The organism is Falsiroseomonas sp., assembly GCF_030695085.1.
Taxonomy (GTDB): Bacteria; Pseudomonadota; Alphaproteobacteria; order Acetobacterales; family Acetobacteraceae; genus Falsiroseomonas.
The window spans coordinates 1-16,093 of the sequence record NZ_JAUYTS010000184.1 but is presented as its reverse complement, the minus strand read 5'-3'; the positions used below and the strand labels follow the sequence as shown (position 1 = coordinate 16,093).

At 70.7% G+C, this 16,093-nt stretch carries 14 protein-coding genes; 11 read left to right on the top strand and 3 right to left on the bottom strand.

Going from position 1 to position 16,093, the window contains the following annotated elements:
* Nucleotides 1-298: 298 nt before the first annotated feature.
* Complete coding sequence (locus Q8S40_RS19960; protein WP_305671795.1) at nt 299-988, top strand: extensin family protein; 690 nt, start codon at nt 299-301, stop codon at nt 986-988.
* Between the two features lie 5 nt (nt 989-993).
* Here Q8S40_RS19960 and Q8S40_RS19955 read toward each other — a convergent pair whose 3' ends face one another.
* Both Q8S40_RS19955 and Q8S40_RS19950 read right to left on the bottom strand, forming a co-directional pair.
* Nucleotides 994-1,212, bottom strand: a complete 219-nt coding sequence (locus Q8S40_RS19955) for a hypothetical protein (protein ID WP_304815028.1) — start codon at nt 1,210-1,212, stop codon at nt 994-996.
* Nucleotides 1,213-1,225: 13 nt separating this feature from the next.
* Nucleotides 1,226-2,086, bottom strand: a complete 861-nt coding sequence (locus Q8S40_RS19950) for an SDR family oxidoreductase (RefSeq protein WP_305671794.1) — start codon at nt 2,084-2,086, stop codon at nt 1,226-1,228.
* A 122-nt stretch (nt 2,087-2,208) separates the two neighbouring features.
* On the opposite strand from Q8S40_RS19950, the gene Q8S40_RS19945 reads away from it, so the two are divergent.
* From Q8S40_RS19945 to Q8S40_RS19915, 7 genes are read left to right on the top strand one after another with little or no spacing between them, the layout of a single operon-like run.
* Nucleotides 2,209-2,757, top strand: a complete 549-nt coding sequence (locus Q8S40_RS19945; protein ID WP_371136866.1) for a ferritin-like domain-containing protein — start codon at nt 2,209-2,211, stop codon at nt 2,755-2,757.
* Nucleotides 2,758-2,776: 19 nt separating this feature from the next.
* Entirely contained in the window at nt 2,777-3,679 is a 903-nt protein-coding gene (locus Q8S40_RS19940) for a Ku protein (protein WP_305671793.1), read from the top strand.
* Nucleotides 3,679-6,231, top strand: a complete 2,553-nt coding sequence (ligD, locus tag Q8S40_RS19935) for a DNA ligase D (RefSeq protein ID WP_305671792.1) — start codon at nt 3,679-3,681, stop codon at nt 6,229-6,231. Before Q8S40_RS19940 ends, ligD begins: the two co-directional genes overlap by 1 nt.
* Nucleotides 6,228-6,833 carry a cytochrome c3 family protein gene (locus tag Q8S40_RS19930; protein ID WP_305671791.1) on the top strand — a complete coding sequence of 202 codons (606 nt, stop codon included), beginning with the start codon at nt 6,228-6,230 and terminating at the stop codon, nt 6,831-6,833. Before ligD ends, Q8S40_RS19930 begins: the two co-directional genes overlap by 4 nt.
* A gap of 58 nt (nt 6,834-6,891) precedes the next feature.
* Nucleotides 6,892-7,890 carry a cytochrome c oxidase subunit II gene (gene coxB, locus Q8S40_RS19925; protein WP_305671790.1) on the top strand — a complete coding sequence of 333 codons (999 nt, stop codon included), beginning with the start codon at nt 6,892-6,894 and terminating at the stop codon, nt 7,888-7,890.
* Nucleotides 7,890-10,433, top strand: a complete 2,544-nt coding sequence (locus Q8S40_RS19920) for a cbb3-type cytochrome c oxidase subunit I (RefSeq protein ID WP_305671789.1) — start codon at nt 7,890-7,892, stop codon at nt 10,431-10,433. Before coxB ends, Q8S40_RS19920 begins: the two co-directional genes overlap by 1 nt.
* Nucleotides 10,430-10,819: a hypothetical protein gene (locus Q8S40_RS19915; RefSeq protein WP_305671788.1), complete on the top strand. Its 390-nt coding sequence runs from the start codon at nt 10,430-10,432 to the stop codon at nt 10,817-10,819. Before Q8S40_RS19920 ends, Q8S40_RS19915 begins: the two co-directional genes overlap by 4 nt.
* On the opposite strand, the gene Q8S40_RS19910 is transcribed toward Q8S40_RS19915, so the two are convergent.
* Complete coding sequence (locus Q8S40_RS19910) at nt 10,813-11,307, bottom strand: cytochrome c family protein (RefSeq protein ID WP_305671787.1); 495 nt, start codon at nt 11,305-11,307, stop codon at nt 10,813-10,815. The two genes, Q8S40_RS19915 and Q8S40_RS19910, sit on opposite strands and share 7 nt — an antisense overlap.
* Before the next feature lie 116 nt (nt 11,308-11,423).
* Here Q8S40_RS19910 and Q8S40_RS19905 point away from each other — a divergent pair, with 116 nt between their 5' ends.
* The 3 genes from Q8S40_RS19905 to Q8S40_RS19895 are packed head-to-tail and all read left to right on the top strand — an operon-like array spanning nt 11,424 to nt 16,014.
* Complete coding sequence (locus Q8S40_RS19905) at nt 11,424-14,177, top strand: 4Fe-4S dicluster domain-containing protein (RefSeq protein WP_305671786.1); 2,754 nt, start codon at nt 11,424-11,426, stop codon at nt 14,175-14,177.
* Nucleotides 14,178-14,182: 5 nt separating this feature from the next.
* Nucleotides 14,183-15,493: an NrfD/PsrC family molybdoenzyme membrane anchor subunit gene (gene nrfD, locus Q8S40_RS19900; protein WP_305671785.1), complete on the top strand. Its 1,311-nt coding sequence runs from the start codon at nt 14,183-14,185 to the stop codon at nt 15,491-15,493.
* Nucleotides 15,490-16,014 carry a DUF3341 domain-containing protein gene (locus tag Q8S40_RS19895; protein ID WP_304815009.1) on the top strand — a complete coding sequence of 175 codons (525 nt, stop codon included), beginning with the start codon at nt 15,490-15,492 and terminating at the stop codon, nt 16,012-16,014. Before nrfD ends, Q8S40_RS19895 begins: the two co-directional genes overlap by 4 nt.
* Nucleotides 16,015-16,093: the final 79 nt, after the last annotated feature.

Here is a 16,093-nt window from a genome sequence, read left to right as displayed (position 1 = left end):
CGCGCTGCTGGGCCTCGGCCTGGTGCGCCGCGCGCGCCGCAACAAGGCCTGATTGAGCAGTCCTGCCCCTCGCGGGGCGGGTTCTGATACCTTCAGGGCGCGCGTCCGGCTTTGGCCGGGCGCGCGTTTTGCGTTTTCAGGCGTCCCGCGCCCAGGCGAAGGGGTCGAGACCACCTTTGCGCATCTGATCCGTACCGGGCCGCCGGGTGGCGATGACCTCCTCCAGCCGGCGAACCGCTTCGAGATTGCCGGCAGGGCGACGCTGGCGCCGCTCTGACAGTACCCCCACATGGGCCCGATGCGACGTTTTCTTCTATGGGTGATGCTGCTGGGCGTGCTCGGCGGTGCGGGCTGGTATGGGCTGCGATACCTGCCGCCGGAATGGGACCCGCGCGAACCGCTGGACCTGACGGCGGCGCCGAACCTGATGACAGGCGTGAAGCTGCGCCGCCTGGCGGTGCAGCCGGATGCCTGCTTCGCCGCGCTGGGAACGCTGGGGCGGCCGGTGCAGCGCGTGGCGGATCGCCCCTCCGACATCGGCTGTGAGATCAGCAACGCCGTGCGCCTGCCCGCCAGCACGCCGGTGGTACCGGCCGGGCCGGTCACCACCTGCCGCGTCGCCGTCGCCTGGGCGTTGTTCGAGGCGCAGGTGATGCAACCCGCTGCGCGCCAGCATCTGGGCAGCGAGGTCGCCAGCGTGCGCCACCTCGGCACGCAGAACTGCCGCAACGTGAACCACGCCAGCAGCGGCCGGCGCAGCCAGCACGCCACGGCCAACGCCATCGACATTGCCGGCTTCACCCTGCGGGATGGGCGGCAGGTGACGCTGCTGCGGCACTGGGATCCACCTGGCGCGGAAGCGGACTTCCTGCGGGCGCTGCGCGACGGCGCCTGCGAATGGTTCAGGGCGGTGCTCGGCCCCGACTACAACGCGGCGCATCGCGACCATTTCCACTTCGACATGGGGCCGTGGCGCGCCTGCCGGTAGGCGCTTCAGGAATCGCCCGCCCAGTGACGGCCCGCGCCGGCGCCGCCCTTGGCCTCGGGCGAGAGATCCTCGGTCTTCTTGCGCCCGACTTGGTCGATCTGGCGCTTGCCGGAAACCTCGTCGCCGATATCGGGGCGGTTGTCGGTGCCGGAACGCGCGGTGCCGGCGGGAATGCCGGTGCCGCTGTCGCCTTCCGGGTGGGCAGGCTTCTCGGGCTTGGTCATGGCAATACTCCGTTCAGGCGTTGACCACGGTGCCGCCATTCGGGTGCAGGACCTGGCCGGTGAAATAGGAACTGTCCTGTTCCGCCGCGAGGAACAGGAAGGCCGGGGCCACCTCATCCGGTTGCCCGGCGCGTTCCATGGTGACGCTGGCGCCGTGCTGCGCGGTGCGCTCCTCGTCGAAAGACGCCGGGATCAGCGGTGTCCAGATCGGCCCCGGTGCCACGGCGTTCACGCGGATCTGCCGGTCCTGCCAGATCGCCTTGGCCAGGCTGCGGGTGAAGCCGACGATGGCACCCTTGGTGGAGGCGTAGTCGATCAACTCCGGGCTGCCCTGATAGGCGGTGATGGAGGTGGTGTTGATGATCGACCCGCCCTTCGGCATGTGCGGCAGCGCCGCCTTGGTCAGCCACATCATGCCCAGGATGTTGGTGCGGAAGGTGCGTTCCACCTGGGCTTCCGGGATCTCGGCGAAATCCTTGCAGGGGTGCTGCTCGGCGGCGTTGTTCACCAGGATGTCGATGCGGCCGAGGAACTTCACGGCGCGGGCCACCGCATCGCGGCAGAAGGCAGCGTCGCCGATATCGCCGGCGATCACCTGGCAGCGGCGGCCGGCGGCCTCGATATGGGCGCGGGTGTCCTCGGCATCCTGCGGTTCTTCCTTGTGCAGGATCACCACATCGGCGCCTTCCTTGGCGAAGCCGATGGCGACCGCGCGGCCGATGCCGGAATCACCGCCGCTGATCAGCGCGGTGCGGCCTTCCAGCTTGCCGGCGGCGCGCCAGTTCTCCATCGCGGATCGCGGGCGGGGTGTCATCTCGGATTCCAGGCCCGGCTGGCGGTCCTGGTGCTGTGGTGGTTGCAATGCCTCGGGCATGGCTGCGTGTCTCGGCTGCCGTTGTGGCAAGCTGAACCGGCAAAAGCCGCGCCGGTTCCTTTGCGGCACGGGGGCGGAATCTTGGGGGGACGTCAGAAACTCCGGCGCGGCGCCGCGTTTGAGTGCAGCGGCTGCGCGGCGATGCGCGGCCGGGAAGCGGAGACGCGACGATGGCCATGAAGACGATGGATGATCTGTTCCTGCTGACGCTTAAGGATGTTTACTACGCCGAGCGCCAGCTGCTGAAGGCGCTGCCGAAGATGGCGCGTGCGGCGCAAAACGACGAGCTGAAGCAGGCGTTCAAGGACCACAAGGACCAGACCGAAGGCCAGGTGGAGCGCCTTCAGCAGGTGTTCCAGATCCTCGGCAAGCGCGCGCAGGGCGTGACCTGCGAGGCGATCCAGGGCCTTATCCAGGAAGCCGAGGAATTGCTCGAGGAAGCACCGGAGCCGAGCGCGGTGCGCGATGCCGGCCTCATCGCTTCCGGCCAGGCGGTCGAGCATTACGAAATGGCACGCTACGGCACGCTGCTGGCCTGGGCCGAAGCGCAGAAGCAGACCGAGATCGCCGAGTTGCTGAAGGCGACGCTTGAGGAGGAGAAGGCCGCTGACAAGCTGCTGACGCAGGTGGCGGTGCGGAGCATCCACAAGGAAGCCCTCAAGGCAGCCTGATCAAAGGGGGAGACGCGACATGGCGGCGCGGTCGAGCTGGGGTGGGCATCTGCGGCTGTCGCTGGTGGCCTGCCCCGTCTCCCTGTTCCCGGCGACGACCAGCGCGCATGACGTGCGCTTCCATTTGATCAATCCCGAGACCGGCAACCGCATCCGCACGAAGGTCTTCGATGCGGATGGCGAGGAGGTGGAGCGCAAGGATCTGGTGCGCGGCTTCGAGATCGAGAAGGATGAATACATCCTGCTGACGGATGAGGAGATCAAATCCGTCCGCCTGGAATCGACGCGCACCATCGATATCGAGCGTTTCGTCGATGCATCGGAGATCGACCGGATCTTCTGGAACGATCCCTACTACCTGGTACCGGATGGCAAGGCCGGCGTGGACGCCTTCACCGTGATCCGCACCGCCATGGAGCAGGCCGGCAAGGTGGCGTTGGCGCGCGTGGTGATGGGCACGCGGGAACGCATCGTCGCCATCGAGCCGCGCGGTGCCGGCATGCTGCTGACCACGCTGCGGACGCATGACGAGGTGCGGCAATCGGAGGAGTATTTCGAGGGTATTCCGGACCGCAAGGCGGATGCCGGAATGATCGAGATCGCCGAGCGTATTATCGCCCAGAAGGCCGGGCCCTTCGATCCCTCCGAGTTCAAGGATCGCTATGAGGATGCGCTGCGCGCGCTGATCGAGAGCAAGCGCGACGGCGATGGCGGCGGCACCAAGGCCGCGCCGCCGCGCGAGGATAATGTGATCGACCTGATGGAGGCGCTGCGCCGCAGCCTTGAGGGTCCGTCCGCCAAGGCGCCGGCCAAGGTCGCCGCGAAGGCGAAGCCCGCGCCGAAGAAGCCACCCGCCAAGAAGACCGCGGCGAAGCCGCCGCCGAAGAAGGCGCCGCCCCGCAAGCGTGCCGCGTCCCGCTGATGCCGGCCCTGGCCCGCGACAGCCTCCAGCCCTACCGCGCCAAGCGCAATTTCGGGCGCACCAGCGAGCCCCAGGGTGGGACCGATGCGGCAGGGGTCCGGCTGGTCTTCGTGGTCCAGCGGCATGATGCGCGGCGGCTGCATTACGATCTTCGCCTGGAATGGGGCGGCGTGCTGAAAAGCTGGGCGGTGACCCGCGGACCCTCGCTCGATCCGGCCGACAAGCGGCTGGCGGTGGAGGTGGAGGATCATCCGCTGGACTATGCCAGTTTCGAGGGCACTATCCCGAAGCCGGATTACGGTGGCGGCACGGTGCAGTTGTTCGATCGTGGCGTCTGGGCGCCGCTCGACCCCGACAACGTCGATCGTGACCTGGCCAAGGGCGAGCTGAAATTCGTGCTCGCCGGCGAAAGATTGAAGGGCGGCTTCGTGCTGGTGCGGATGAAGCCGCGCGGCGGCGCGAAGCCGGAGCCGCGCAACAACTGGCTGCTGATCAAGGAGAAGGACAGCATGGCGACGCCCGGGCAGGGCGACGCCGTGCTGCGGGCCGAGACCTCCATCGCCAGCGGCCGCACCCTGGCGCAGATCGCGAAGGGAGAAGCGCCGAAGGCCCCCGCTGCGAAGGCCCCCGCCGCGAAGGCGGCGAAGCAGCCCGCCGCCAAGGCAACCAAGCAGCCGGCGCCGGACGCGGTGGCGATTCCGCGTTTCGTTGAACCGCAGCTCTGCCGCCTGGTCGCCGCCGCCCCCAATGGTGCCGGCTGGCTGCATGAATTGAAGATCGATGGCTACCGCCTGCAACTCCGCATCGCGGCCAGCAAGGTGACGCTGCGCACCCGCACCGGCCTCGACTGGACGGACCGCTTTCCCGCCATCGCGCAGGCTGCCGCCGCGCTGCCCGATGCGCTGATCGATGGCGAGGGCGCGGCGCTGGATGCGGAGGGCCAGCCGAGCTTCCCGACCCTGCAGGGTTATCTCTCCGGCACCAACACCGCGCCGCTGGTGTTCTTCGCCTTCGACCTGCTGCATGACGGCGTGCGCGACCTGCGCGCGGAGCCGCTGGAGGCACGCAAGGTGGCGCTCCGGAAGCTGCTGCCCACCAAGGCTGCGGTGCTGCGCTACCTGGAGCATTTCCCGGCGCCCGGCGATGCCGTGCTCGCCTCCGCCTGCCGGCTGAATATGGAGGGCATCGTCTCCAAGCGGCGCGATGCCGCCTATGCCTCGGGCCGCTGTGATGCCTGGACCAAGGCGAAGTGCCGCGGCCGCGACGAATTCGTCATCGGCGGCTTCACCCGTGGCGCGCGCGGGTTGGGCGCGCTGCTGGTCGGGGCCTGGCGGGATGGCAAGCTGGCCTATCTCGGCCGCGTCGGTACCGGTTTTTCCGCCGCGATTTCCACCAAGCTGGTGCAGCGCCTGGTGAAGCTGGAGCGGCGCACAAAACCCTTCCTCGGCACCCCGGCCAAGACCAGCGATGTGGTCTGGGTACAGCCGCAACTGGTGGCGGAGGTCGCCTATGGCGGCTGGACCGAGGAAGGCCTGCTGCGCCATGCCAGCTTCCAGGGGCTGCGAGAGGACAAGCCGGCGAAGCAGGTGACCCCGCCGCCCGAACCGGCACCCGCACCGACACCGGCACCGCCGCCCAAACCGCGCGCCAAGCCGCCGCTCGGCATGAGCAACCCGGACCGCGTGCTGTGGCCGGCAACCGATGACGACCCGGCGCTGACCAAGGCCGATCTCGCCGCCTACTACGCCCGCTTTGCCGACCGCATCCTCGCCCATGTCGCGGGCCGGCCGCTTTCGCTGCTGCGGGCGCCGGATGGCATTGCGGGCGGGCTGTTCTTCCAGCGTCATGCCATGCCGGGGCAGTCGCCGCTGGTTGGCGCGGTGCAGGTGGAGGGTCAGGCGAAGCCCTATATGCGGATCGACGACGCCGCAGGGCTGGCCGCACTGGCGCAGGTCTCGGCGGTGGAGCTGCACCCCTGGGGCGCCATGGCCGATGCGCCCGCCGTGCCGGACCGGCTGGTCTTCGACCTCGACCCGGATGAGGGCATTCCCTTCGCGCGGGTGCTGGAGGGCGCGCTGGAACTGCGGGAGCGCCTGAAGGCGCTGGGCCTTGCCCCCTTCGCCCGCGTCACCGGCGGCAAGGGGCTGCATGTGGTGGTGCCGCTGGCGCCACCGAAACGGGCCGGCGGGCCAGGCTGGCCGGAGGCCAAGGACTTCGCGCGCCTGGTCTGCGCGCTGATGGAACGCGACGAGCCCAGGCGCTACACCACCACGCTGGCCAAGAAGGCGCGCAAGGGGCGCATCTTTCTCGATTATCTGCGGAACGATCGGCTCTCCACCGCGATAGCAAGCTGGTCGCCCCGCGCGCGGCCAGGTTCCCCGGTGGCCTGCCCGATCCCGTGGTCGGCGGTGAAGCCGGGGCTGAACCCCGCGGGCTGGAAGATCGCCACGCTGTTGCAGGCGCGGAAAATGCCGGCCGACCCCTGGGCGGATTTCGCAGCCGCCGCCGGCAGCCTGCGGGACGCCATCGCCAAGGTATCGCGCAGCTCATGAGCCAGCTTTTCTCCCCCCGCGCCGATAGCCGCCTGCGCGCCTTCGGCATTATCGGCGCGGCCTTCCTGGTGCTGGCCCTGGTGGTGGCCTTCGCGCTCAGCCGGTCCGACGGCGCCTGGGGTGTCGGCACGCCGGCGGCGCAGCCCATCCCGTTCAGCCACGCCATCCATGCTGGCCGCGTTGGGCTGGATTGCCGCTTCTGCCACGCCACGGTGGAGCACGCCGCCAGCGCCGGGATGCCGACGGCGGAGACCTGCCTCGGCTGCCACAGCCAGGTCTGGAACGTCACCGCGCAATTCGCCCCGCTGGAGACGGCGCTGGCGCTCGGCACACCCGTCACCTGGGCCAGCGTGCACCGGCTGCCGGAGCATGTCCGCTTCCACCACGCCGCGCATATCGGCGCCGGCCTGACCTGCGCGCAATGCCACGGCCCGGTCGAGACCATGCCGCGCACGGTGAAAGTGGAAACGCAATCGATGGGCTGGTGCCTGGATTGCCACCGGGAGGCGCAGCCGCAATCGGCCGCGCTGGTGGCGGCGAGCTACGCCCAACTCGGCGTGGAGGTTCCACCCCTGGCGAATTGCTCAACCTGCCATCGCTGACCCGCACGGAACCGTCGCGGGCACACCGCGTTGGCCGGATGAGGACGGGGGATGCTGCATGACCGAAACGCCGGGACGCCACCGGGTGCTTGCTGGTCTGCTGTTGGCCGGTGTGCTGGGTGCATGCAGCGGCGTGCAGACGCCGCTCGACCCGATGGGCGACCACGCCGCCCGCATCGCGGTGCTGACCTGGGTGCTGTTCATCGGCGGCACCGCCATATTCGTGCTGGTGATGGGCCTTTTGGTCTTCGCCGTATTTGCGCCCGCCCGGATACGCCAGGCCTTCGGCACACGCGGCTTCGTTGTAGGCGGCGGCATCATCTTCCCCACCGTCACGCTGATCGCGCTGCTGATCTACAGCCTCGGCGTCTCCCGTGCCGTGGTGCTGCCGATGAGCGACAATCCGCTGCGGATCGAGGTGATCGCCCGGCAATACTGGTGGGAGGTGCGCTACCCGGATGAGGGCGAGGGCGCCGTCACCGCCAATGAACTGCGCCTGCCGGTGGGGCGGGAGGTGGAGCTTCTGCTGTCCTCCGCCGATGTCATCCACAGCCTGTGGATTCCCAATCTGCACGGCAAGATGGACATGATCCCGGGCCGAGTGAATCGCCAGCGCATGCGGGCTGATCGCCCCGGCGTGATGCGCGGCCAATGCACCGAATTCTGCGGCGTGCAGCATACGCTGATGGCCTTCTGGGCGGTGGCGCAGGAACCGGCGGAGTTCGACGCCTGGCTGGCCCGCCAACGCGAACCCATCGCGCCGCCCGCCACGCCGGAACAGGCGCGCGGCATGCAGGTATTCGGCGAGGCCGGCTGCGGCGCCTGCCACACGGTGCGCGGCACGGAATGGCAGTCTCGCCTCGGGCCGGACTTGTCCCGTGTCGGCTCGCGCCTGTCGCTGGCCGCCGGGGCGCTCGACAACCATCGTGGCACGCTGGCCGGCTGGGTCGCCGGCGCGCAGGACATCAAGCCGGGCAACAATATGCCCGCCTTCGGCCGTTCACTGCCGGGCGATGATCTGCTCGCCGTTGCCGCCTGGATGGAGTCGCTGCGCTGATGGACACCCAGGCGCCGAAGCTGGAACTGCCGAACCCCCTGCCGCGGCCGGAGGGCGAGCTGGCGCTGCTGAAGCAGGTCTGGCGGCAGCCGCCGGGCTGGCGTGCGGCGTCGGAGGTGAATAACGGCATGATCGGGCCGCTTTTCGTCGCGGCCGCGTTGCTGTTCTTCCTGCTCGCCGGCCTGCTGGGGCTGATCATCCGCGCGCAGCTTGCCTTCCCGGGGCTCACGCTGGTGAACCCGGATACCTACAATCAGGTCTTCACCATGCATGGCACGGTGATGATGTTCCTGTTCGCCGTGCCGGCGGTGGAGGCGGTGGCGATCGCGCTGCTGCCATCCATGATCGGCGCGCGGGAATTGCCGTTTCCGCGGCTCGGCGCCTTTGCCTTCTACATCTACCTGATTGGCGGCCTGTGCTTCTATTCCAGCCTGTTTTTCGGCATCGCCCCCGATGGCGGCTGGTTCATGTATCCGCCGCTGACCAGCAAGGCGTTCTCGCCTGGCATCAATACCGACATGTACCTGCTGGGCATCGGCTTCATCGAGATCAGCGCCATTGCCGGTGCCATCGAGCTGATCGTCGGTATCCTGCGCTGCCGCGCGCCGGGCATGACGCTGGGCCGCATGCCGATCTATGCCTGGGGCATCCTGGTCTTCGCCGTCATGGTGGTCTTCGCCTTCCCGGCGGTGATCGTGGCAAGCACGCTGCTGGAGCTGGAACGCGCCTTCGACTGGCCCTTCTTCCTGCCCGAACGCGGCGGCGACCCGATGCTGTGGCAGCACCTGTTCTGGTTCTTCGGCCACCCGGAAGTCTACGTCATTTTCCTGCCGGCGGCGGCCATGGCGTCCATGATCGTGCCGGCGATGGCGGGCGCGCGGCTGGTCGGGCATTCCCTGGTGGTGGCGGCCCTGGTCGGCACCGGCTTCCTCAGCTTCGGGCTGTGGGTGCACCATATGTACACCACGGGCATTCCGCCGCTGTCGCTGTCCTTCTTCGCAGCCGCGGGGTTTGCGGTATCCATCCCCTCGGGCCTTCAGGTCTTCGTCTGGATCGCGACCTTCGCCAGCGCACGCCAGCGCATCCGCTTCAGCCCGCCTGCGCTGTTCATCCTGGGCTTCCTGTTCATCTTCACCCTGGGCGGGCTGACGGGTGTGATGGTTTCCGTCACGCCCTTCGACTGGCAGGCGCACGACACCTACTTCATCGTGGCGCATCTGCATTACGTGCTGATCGGCGGGATGGTCTTCCCACTGTTCGCCGCGCTGTACTACTGGGCGCCGGCGGTGGGGCAGCCCCTCTCGGAACGGCTGGGCAAGATCGCCTTCTGGCTGCTGTTCATCGGCACCAACCTGACCTTCTTCCCGATGCACATCAGCGGCTTCATGGGCATGCCGCGGCGCATCTACACCTTCCCCTCCGGCTTCGGGCTGGAGTTGTGGAACCTGCTCTCCTCGATCGGGGCGGCGACCTTCGCGGCGGGTGCGGCGGTGATCCTGGTGGATGTGGTGAAGAATTTCCGCCTCCGCCGCCAGGAAACCCAGGCGAACCAGTGGAATGCCGGCACGCTGGAATGGATCGCCACGCCGCAATACGGCATGCGCAGCGTGCCCCTGGTGCGGGACCGTTACCCGCTGTGGCACGACCCCGATCTGAAGCGCCAGGTCGAGGCCGGTGGCCACTACCTGCCCTTCGCCGCCACCGGGCGGCGGGAGGCGCTGATCAGCAGCCCGGCCGAGGCGACGCCGCAATACATCGCCTATGTCGGCGGCCCGGCCTGGGCGCATGTGGTGGCCGCCGCCGGCACCGCCGCCTGCTTCCTGTCGCTGGCCGGGTCCTTCGTGATTCCGGCGGCCGCGGCGGGGTTGATCGCAGTGGCGGCCTTCGTCACCTGGATGTGGAACGGCACGGATTTCGGCCCGGTGGGGCCGGAGCGGGCGGATATCGGCGGCGGCATCGTGCTGCCGACGCATGCGACCGGGCCGCTTACCGCATCCTGGTGGGCCATGGTCTGCACCATGCTGGTCAGCGGCACCGCCTATGCCTGCCTGCTCGGCAGCTACCTGTTCCTGTGGCTGGTGAATGGCGATGCGATGTGGCCGCCGCCGGGTCAGGGGCTGCCGGCGCCGGGCTGGGGCGCGGCGGCCTTCGCGCTGTATGGCGGCGCGGCGCTGTGCATGACCGTCGCGGCCTGGACGCTGGGCGAGGGGCGCGGCTGGACGCACCGGCTGGCGCTGCTGGCCGGGCTCGGGCTGCTGGCCAGCGGCTGGGCCGCGGATGGCTGGGCGCTGTGGCAGGGGCCGATCCGGCCGACGCTGCACGCCTATGGCGCCAGCGCATGGGGCTTGTTCGTCTGGCAATCGGCGCATGTGGCGATCGCGCTGCTGATGGGCAGCTACACCCTGGCGCGGTCGCTGACCGGCAAGCTGGGCGGGCAGCGCCGGCTGACCATCGACAACACCAGGTTGTTCTGGCTGTACACGGTGGGCCAGGGCAGTGTCGGCCTGGTCCTGCTGCATGGCTTCCCGAGGCTGCTGCCATGAACGGGCGCAGCCTGCGGCGCGGCCCGCTATCCGCCTTCACCGTCGTGGCCAGCGCCGGCGGGCTGATGCTGTGGGCGCTGCACTTCACCCTGATCTACGCCATCAACGCCTTCGCCTGCGAGCGTGGCTACGAGGCTGCAAGCCTGTTCGGCCTGCCCTGGGTGCCGGCGATGATCGGGCTGGCGACCTTGGCCATCCTGCTGCCGCTGCTGCTGATCCTGCGCGGCACGGTCCGGACGCTCGGTACGCCGGTGCTGGAGGGTGGCGAGGCCGAGCCGCGCTTCACCACCTGGTTCGCCGCCGCGGTTGCCGGCTATTCGCTGCTGGCCGTGCTGTTCCAGGCGGCGCCCGCGCTGGTGCTGCCGGCTTGCGGGGCGGGCTACTGACCCAGGGGGCGCCCCTCTGGCCGGTCCAGCCGCGGGCGGATGCGCGGCTCCGGCTGGGTGCCGGCCTCCCCGGGTGCCAGGGGCTGGCCCGCCGGCACATGGGGCGCCTGGCCCAGGGTGTAGAGATAGGCGGCGATGTCCAGCGCCTCACCCTGCTGCAGCGGCAGCGCCGGCATGGCGGAGCCGGGCGAGACGGATTGCGGGTCCAGCAGGAAGGCCACCAGATTCTGCGGCGCATTGGGCAGGCGCCCGCCGACATAGCTGCGCCGGGCCCATTCCATCAGCGGCGGGCCGACCCAGGCGACGGCGCCCTCGATGCCCGGAATGACGTGGCAGGCGCCGCAGCCATGTTCCGCGATGGCGATCCGGCCGCGCGCCGCATCGCCACCCGCGACCCGCAGCTCGGCGGGCACCGCCTCCTCCCCGCAGGCGCCGAGCGCGAGGCTGGCGAGCAGGGGCAGCGCGAGGCGGCATGGGGTGCGGGACATGCCGGGGCAACGTGGAAAGGCCCGCTGCGGTTGCATCCGGCGGGAACCATCGCCGGCCTGCGGCGTAGCCAAGGCCGGGCACCGTCCGATCCTGCCCCAGCGGAGCCGCTGCCAGCATGACGCCACCCGAAGCCCCGCTGCCAGAAGCCCTCGCAGCGCCCGACCCGGATCGCCGCAGCGTGTTGCGGGCCGCCGGCGCTTCCCTGGCGCTGGCCACGGCGGCGGGGTGTGACTGGGCGCCGGCGGAATTCGGCAGCCCGCTCTACGCCCCGGCGCGCGGCCTTGGCGGGCCGGCGCAGAGCTACGCGACGGTGCTGGAGCTGGACGGTATCGGCCGTGGCGTGCTGGTCCGCGTGCTGAACGGCCACGCCATCAAGATCGAGGGCAATCCGCGCCATCCGGGCAGCCTGGGCGCCACCGATGTGTTCCTGGAATCCGCCGTGCTCGGCCTGCATGATCCGGCGCGGTCCCGCCGGCTGCGGCAGCGCGGCCAGGTGGTGCGGGACCCGGCGCTTCTGGCCGCCTGGCTGGCCGAGCAGCGCGCGGCGCTGGCGGCGCAGGGCGGCGCGGGGCTCCGGATTCTCACCGGTCCCGTCTCCTCCCCCACCCAGCGCCGGCTGATCGCGGCGGTGCTGGCGGCCTGGCCCGGTGCGCGCTGGCATGTGCATGCGCCGCTGGCCGATGCGGCCGCCGCCGAGGGCGCGCGCCTGGCCTTCGGCGCGGCGCTGGTGCCACGGCCGGATCTGTCCACCACACGCTGCCTGCTGGCGCTGGGCGCCGACCCGCTGGGCCCTGGCCCCGCGCAACTGGCGCTGGCACGTGGCTGGGCGGAGGCGCGCGCCGCGGGGCGGCAGGCGGGCCGGCTGCCGGCGCTGCTCGTCGCGGAATCCACGCCGAGCCTGACCGGCAGCAAGGCCGACCGCCTGCTGGTGCTGCCGCCCTGGGAGATCGAGGCGCTGGCACGCGGCATCGCCGCCGAACTCGGCGTGGCCGCGGCGGCGGGTGCCACGCATCCGGAAGCCGCGACACTCGCCGCCAGCCTGCGCGCCGCCGGCCCCGAGGCCTGTGTGCTGGCCGGGCGCGGCCAGGGCGTGGCGGTGCATGCGCTGGCGCATGCCATCAATGCCGCGCTCGGCGCCGCGGTGCCCTACCTCGAAGACCCGACCGAAGCGGCGGCCGGCACGCTGGCGGAGCTGGTGGCGGAGGCCGATGCGGTCACGCATCTGCTGGTGCTGGACGCCAACCCGGTATTCGACGCGCCCGCCGATCTCGACGTCGCCGGCCTGCTGCGCCGCGTGCCGCACAGCCTGCATGCCGGGCCGCAGGTGGATGAGACGGCGCTGGCCGCGGGCTGGCACCTGCCGCTGCGCCATCCGCTGGAAAGCTGGGGCGACAGCCTGGCCTTTGACGGCACAGCCGCCCTGCGCCAGCCGGTGACGCGGCCGCTGGTCGAGGCCGCGGTCTCGGTGGAGGAACTTCTGTCGGCGCTCGCCGGGCCGCGCGCGGATGGCCAGGCACTTGTGCGCGAGACCTGGCGCGCCGCATGGGGCGAGGCGGGTTTCGAGGAACGCTGGCGGGCCGCGCTGGAAGCCGGCGTGGTGCCGGACAGCGCCGCGCCTGCCGGCGTGCCGGTGCTGCGGGATGATTTCACGCTGCCGCCGCCGATGCCGGCCCCGGCCACGCCCGTCGCCATCTTCGCACCGGACCCGCATCTCTGGGATGGCCGCTTCGCCAGCGAGGCCTGGTTGCAGGAATTGCCGCGCCAGCTCGGCAGCCTCGCCTGGGGCAATGCGGTGCTGATGGCGCCGGCCGATGCGCGGGCGGCCGGGCTGGCGGAGGGCGCGGAGGTGGAGCTGCGCCTGGCCGACCGCGTGCTGCGTGCGCCGGTGCTGGTCACGCCCGGCCAGGCGCCGGGGGTGGTGACGCTGCCGCTCGGCGGCGGGCGGCGCGCGGCGGGCGGGGTGCCGGGCGGCATCGGGATGGATGCCTATCGCCTGCGCCAGGTGGCCTCGCCCTGGATGGCGGCGGGCCTGTCCCTGCGCGCCACCGGCGGCGCCGGCTGGGCCGAGCGGGGTGCCGATTTCACCCTGGCCGGAGATCCGCGGGTGCGCCGCCTGACGCCGGGCGAGGCGGTACCGCCGCTGCCGCCACCGCGCTCGCTGTATCCGGACTGGCAGTACACCGGCCACGCCTGGGGCATGGCGATCGACCTCGATACCTGCATCGGCTGCAATGCCTGCGTCGTCGCCTGCCAGGCGGAGAACAACACGCCGGTGGTGGGGCCGGAGGAAGCGGGCCGCGGCCGGGCCATGCATTGGCTGCGGGTGGACCGCGTGGTGAGCGGCAGCGCGGAGGCGCCCCAGGTGGATTTCCAGCCCGTGCCCTGCATGCATTGCGAGAAGGCGCCCTGCGAGGTGGTGTGCCCGGTGAATGCCACGGTGCATGACCATGAGGGGCTGAACCTGATGATCTATCCGCGCTGCATCGGCACGCGGACCTGTTCCAACAACTGCCCCTACAAGGTGCGCCGCTTCAACTGGGCCGGCTATGCGCGCCAGGCCGGCGCGGTGCCGGTGCACAACCCCAATGTGCCGGTGCGGCCGCGCGGCGTGATCGAGAAATGCACCTACTGCCAGCACCGCATCAAGGGCGCGCAGGACACGGCGCGGCAGGAAGGCCGCGCGCTGCGCGACGGGGATATCGTCACCGCCTGCCAGAACGCCTGCCCGACGCGGGCCATCCATTTCGGCGACATCAACGACCCCACCAGCGATGTTTCCCGCGCCAAGGCCGAAGGGCGGAACTACGCGCTGCTGGGTAACCTCGATACGCGGCCGCGCACCACCTATCTGGCGCGGCTGGTCTCATGAGCAGCGTGGAGTTTTCCACCCGCCCGGTCTCGGACCAGCCGCTGCGGGGTGATTTCGGCTGGCGCTTCGCGGCGGGTGTCGCGGGTGCCGGGCTGCTGACGCTGATGCTGGCCTATGCGGTGGTGGCGCTGCTGCTGCGGGGCACGGCGCTGTGGGGCACCAACATCCCCTTCGTCTGGGGCTTCGACCTGATCAACTACATCTGGTGGATCGGCATCGCCAATGCGGCGAGCCTGTTCGCCGTGGTGCTGGTGCTGCGCCGGCACGGGTTGCGCACCTCCGTCAACCGCTTCGCGGAGGCCGCGGCGCTGGCGGCGGTGGCGGCGGCGGCGATCTACCCGATCCTGCATCTCGGCCGGCCCTGGCTGTTCTACTGGACCGTGCCCTATCCCGCGACCTTCGAGGTCTGGCCGAATTTCCGCAGCACGCTGGTTTGGGATTTCTGGGGGATCATGTCGCATGTCGTGGTCACCGGCCTGTTCTGGTACACCGGCCTGATCCCGGACCTCGCCACCATGCGCGACCGCGCGGTGGCGAAGGGGCGCATGGTGCAGGCGCAGATCTATGGCCTGCTGGCGCTGGGCTGGCGCGGATCGGTGCGGCACTGGGCGCGGCACCAGGCTGCCTACCGGCTGGTGGCGGCGCTGGTGCTGCCGATGCTGGTCTCGGCGCAGACCATCGTGGCGCTGGAATTCGCCACCACCCTGGTTCCCGAATGGCACCAGGCGCGGCTGCCGCTGCATGTGGTGGCGACCGGCATCCCCTCCGGCCTCGGGGTGGTGCTGGCGCTGGCGGCCTTGCTGCGCGGCGGGCTGGGGCTGACGCGCTACATCGATGACGAGGACATGCACCTGCTCGGCAAGCTGACCGCCGCGGCGGCGCTGCTGTGCGGCTATGTCTATGCCGAGGCGCTGCTGGTGGCGCTGCTGGAGGATGCGACGACGCGCCAGGCGATGGCCGCGCGGGCCTTCGGCGCCTATGCCGCGCTGTATTGGGGCGGTGCCGCGCTGGTGGTGGGGCTGCCGCAATTGCTGTGGTTCAGGCGCGCGCGGATCAAGGCGCGCTGGGCGGTGCCGATCGGGCTCGGCGCGGCGGCGGGCGTCTGGCTCGATCGCTTCTCACTGGTCGCCGGCGGGCTGGTGCGGGACCATCTGCCGAGCACCGCGCCACTGTATGCGCCGACCATGCCGGAATGGACCCTGCTGCTCGGCAGTGTCGGGTTGTTCGCGCTGCTGATGCTGGCCTTCGCACGCTTCGTGCCGGTGGTGTCCATGTTCGAGATGCGGCACGAGGAAAGCGAGGCGGACGTGCCATGACCTCCGCCGTGATCGCCGAATTCGACAGTCAGGACGCGCTGGTGGCGGCGCTGCGCGCGGCGCGGGATGCCGGCTGGCGGCGGATGGATGCCTATGCCCCCTATCCCGTGCCGGAAGCCGCGAAGCTGCTGGGCGCCACCGGCGCGCGCGTCGCCTGGATCGCGATCGGCGCCGGGCTGTTCGGCGCGGTGTTGGCCTATGCCACGCAATACTGGCTCAGCGTGCACAACTACCCGCTGAATGTCGGCGGGCGGCCACTGCATGCGCTGCCAGCCTTCCTGCCGGCCACCACCATCGTTGCCATCCTGTGGGCGGCGGCGGGCGCGCTGATCGGCATGCTGGCGCTGAACCGCCTGCCGCGGCTGAACCACCCGGTCTTCGCCGCCCCCGGCTTCGGCCGTGCCAGCGAGGACCGCTTCTTCCTGTGCCTGTTCGCCGGCGATCCCGGCCTGGATGCGCGGGAGGCGCTTTACCTGCTGCGCCGGCAGAAGCCGCTGAGCCTGGCGGAGCTGCCCGCATGAGCGCGCGCCTGCGGCAGGCGCTGCTGCTGCTGCCTGCGCTGCTGCAGGCCGCCTGCGATGGCTGGCCGCCCAGCACGCC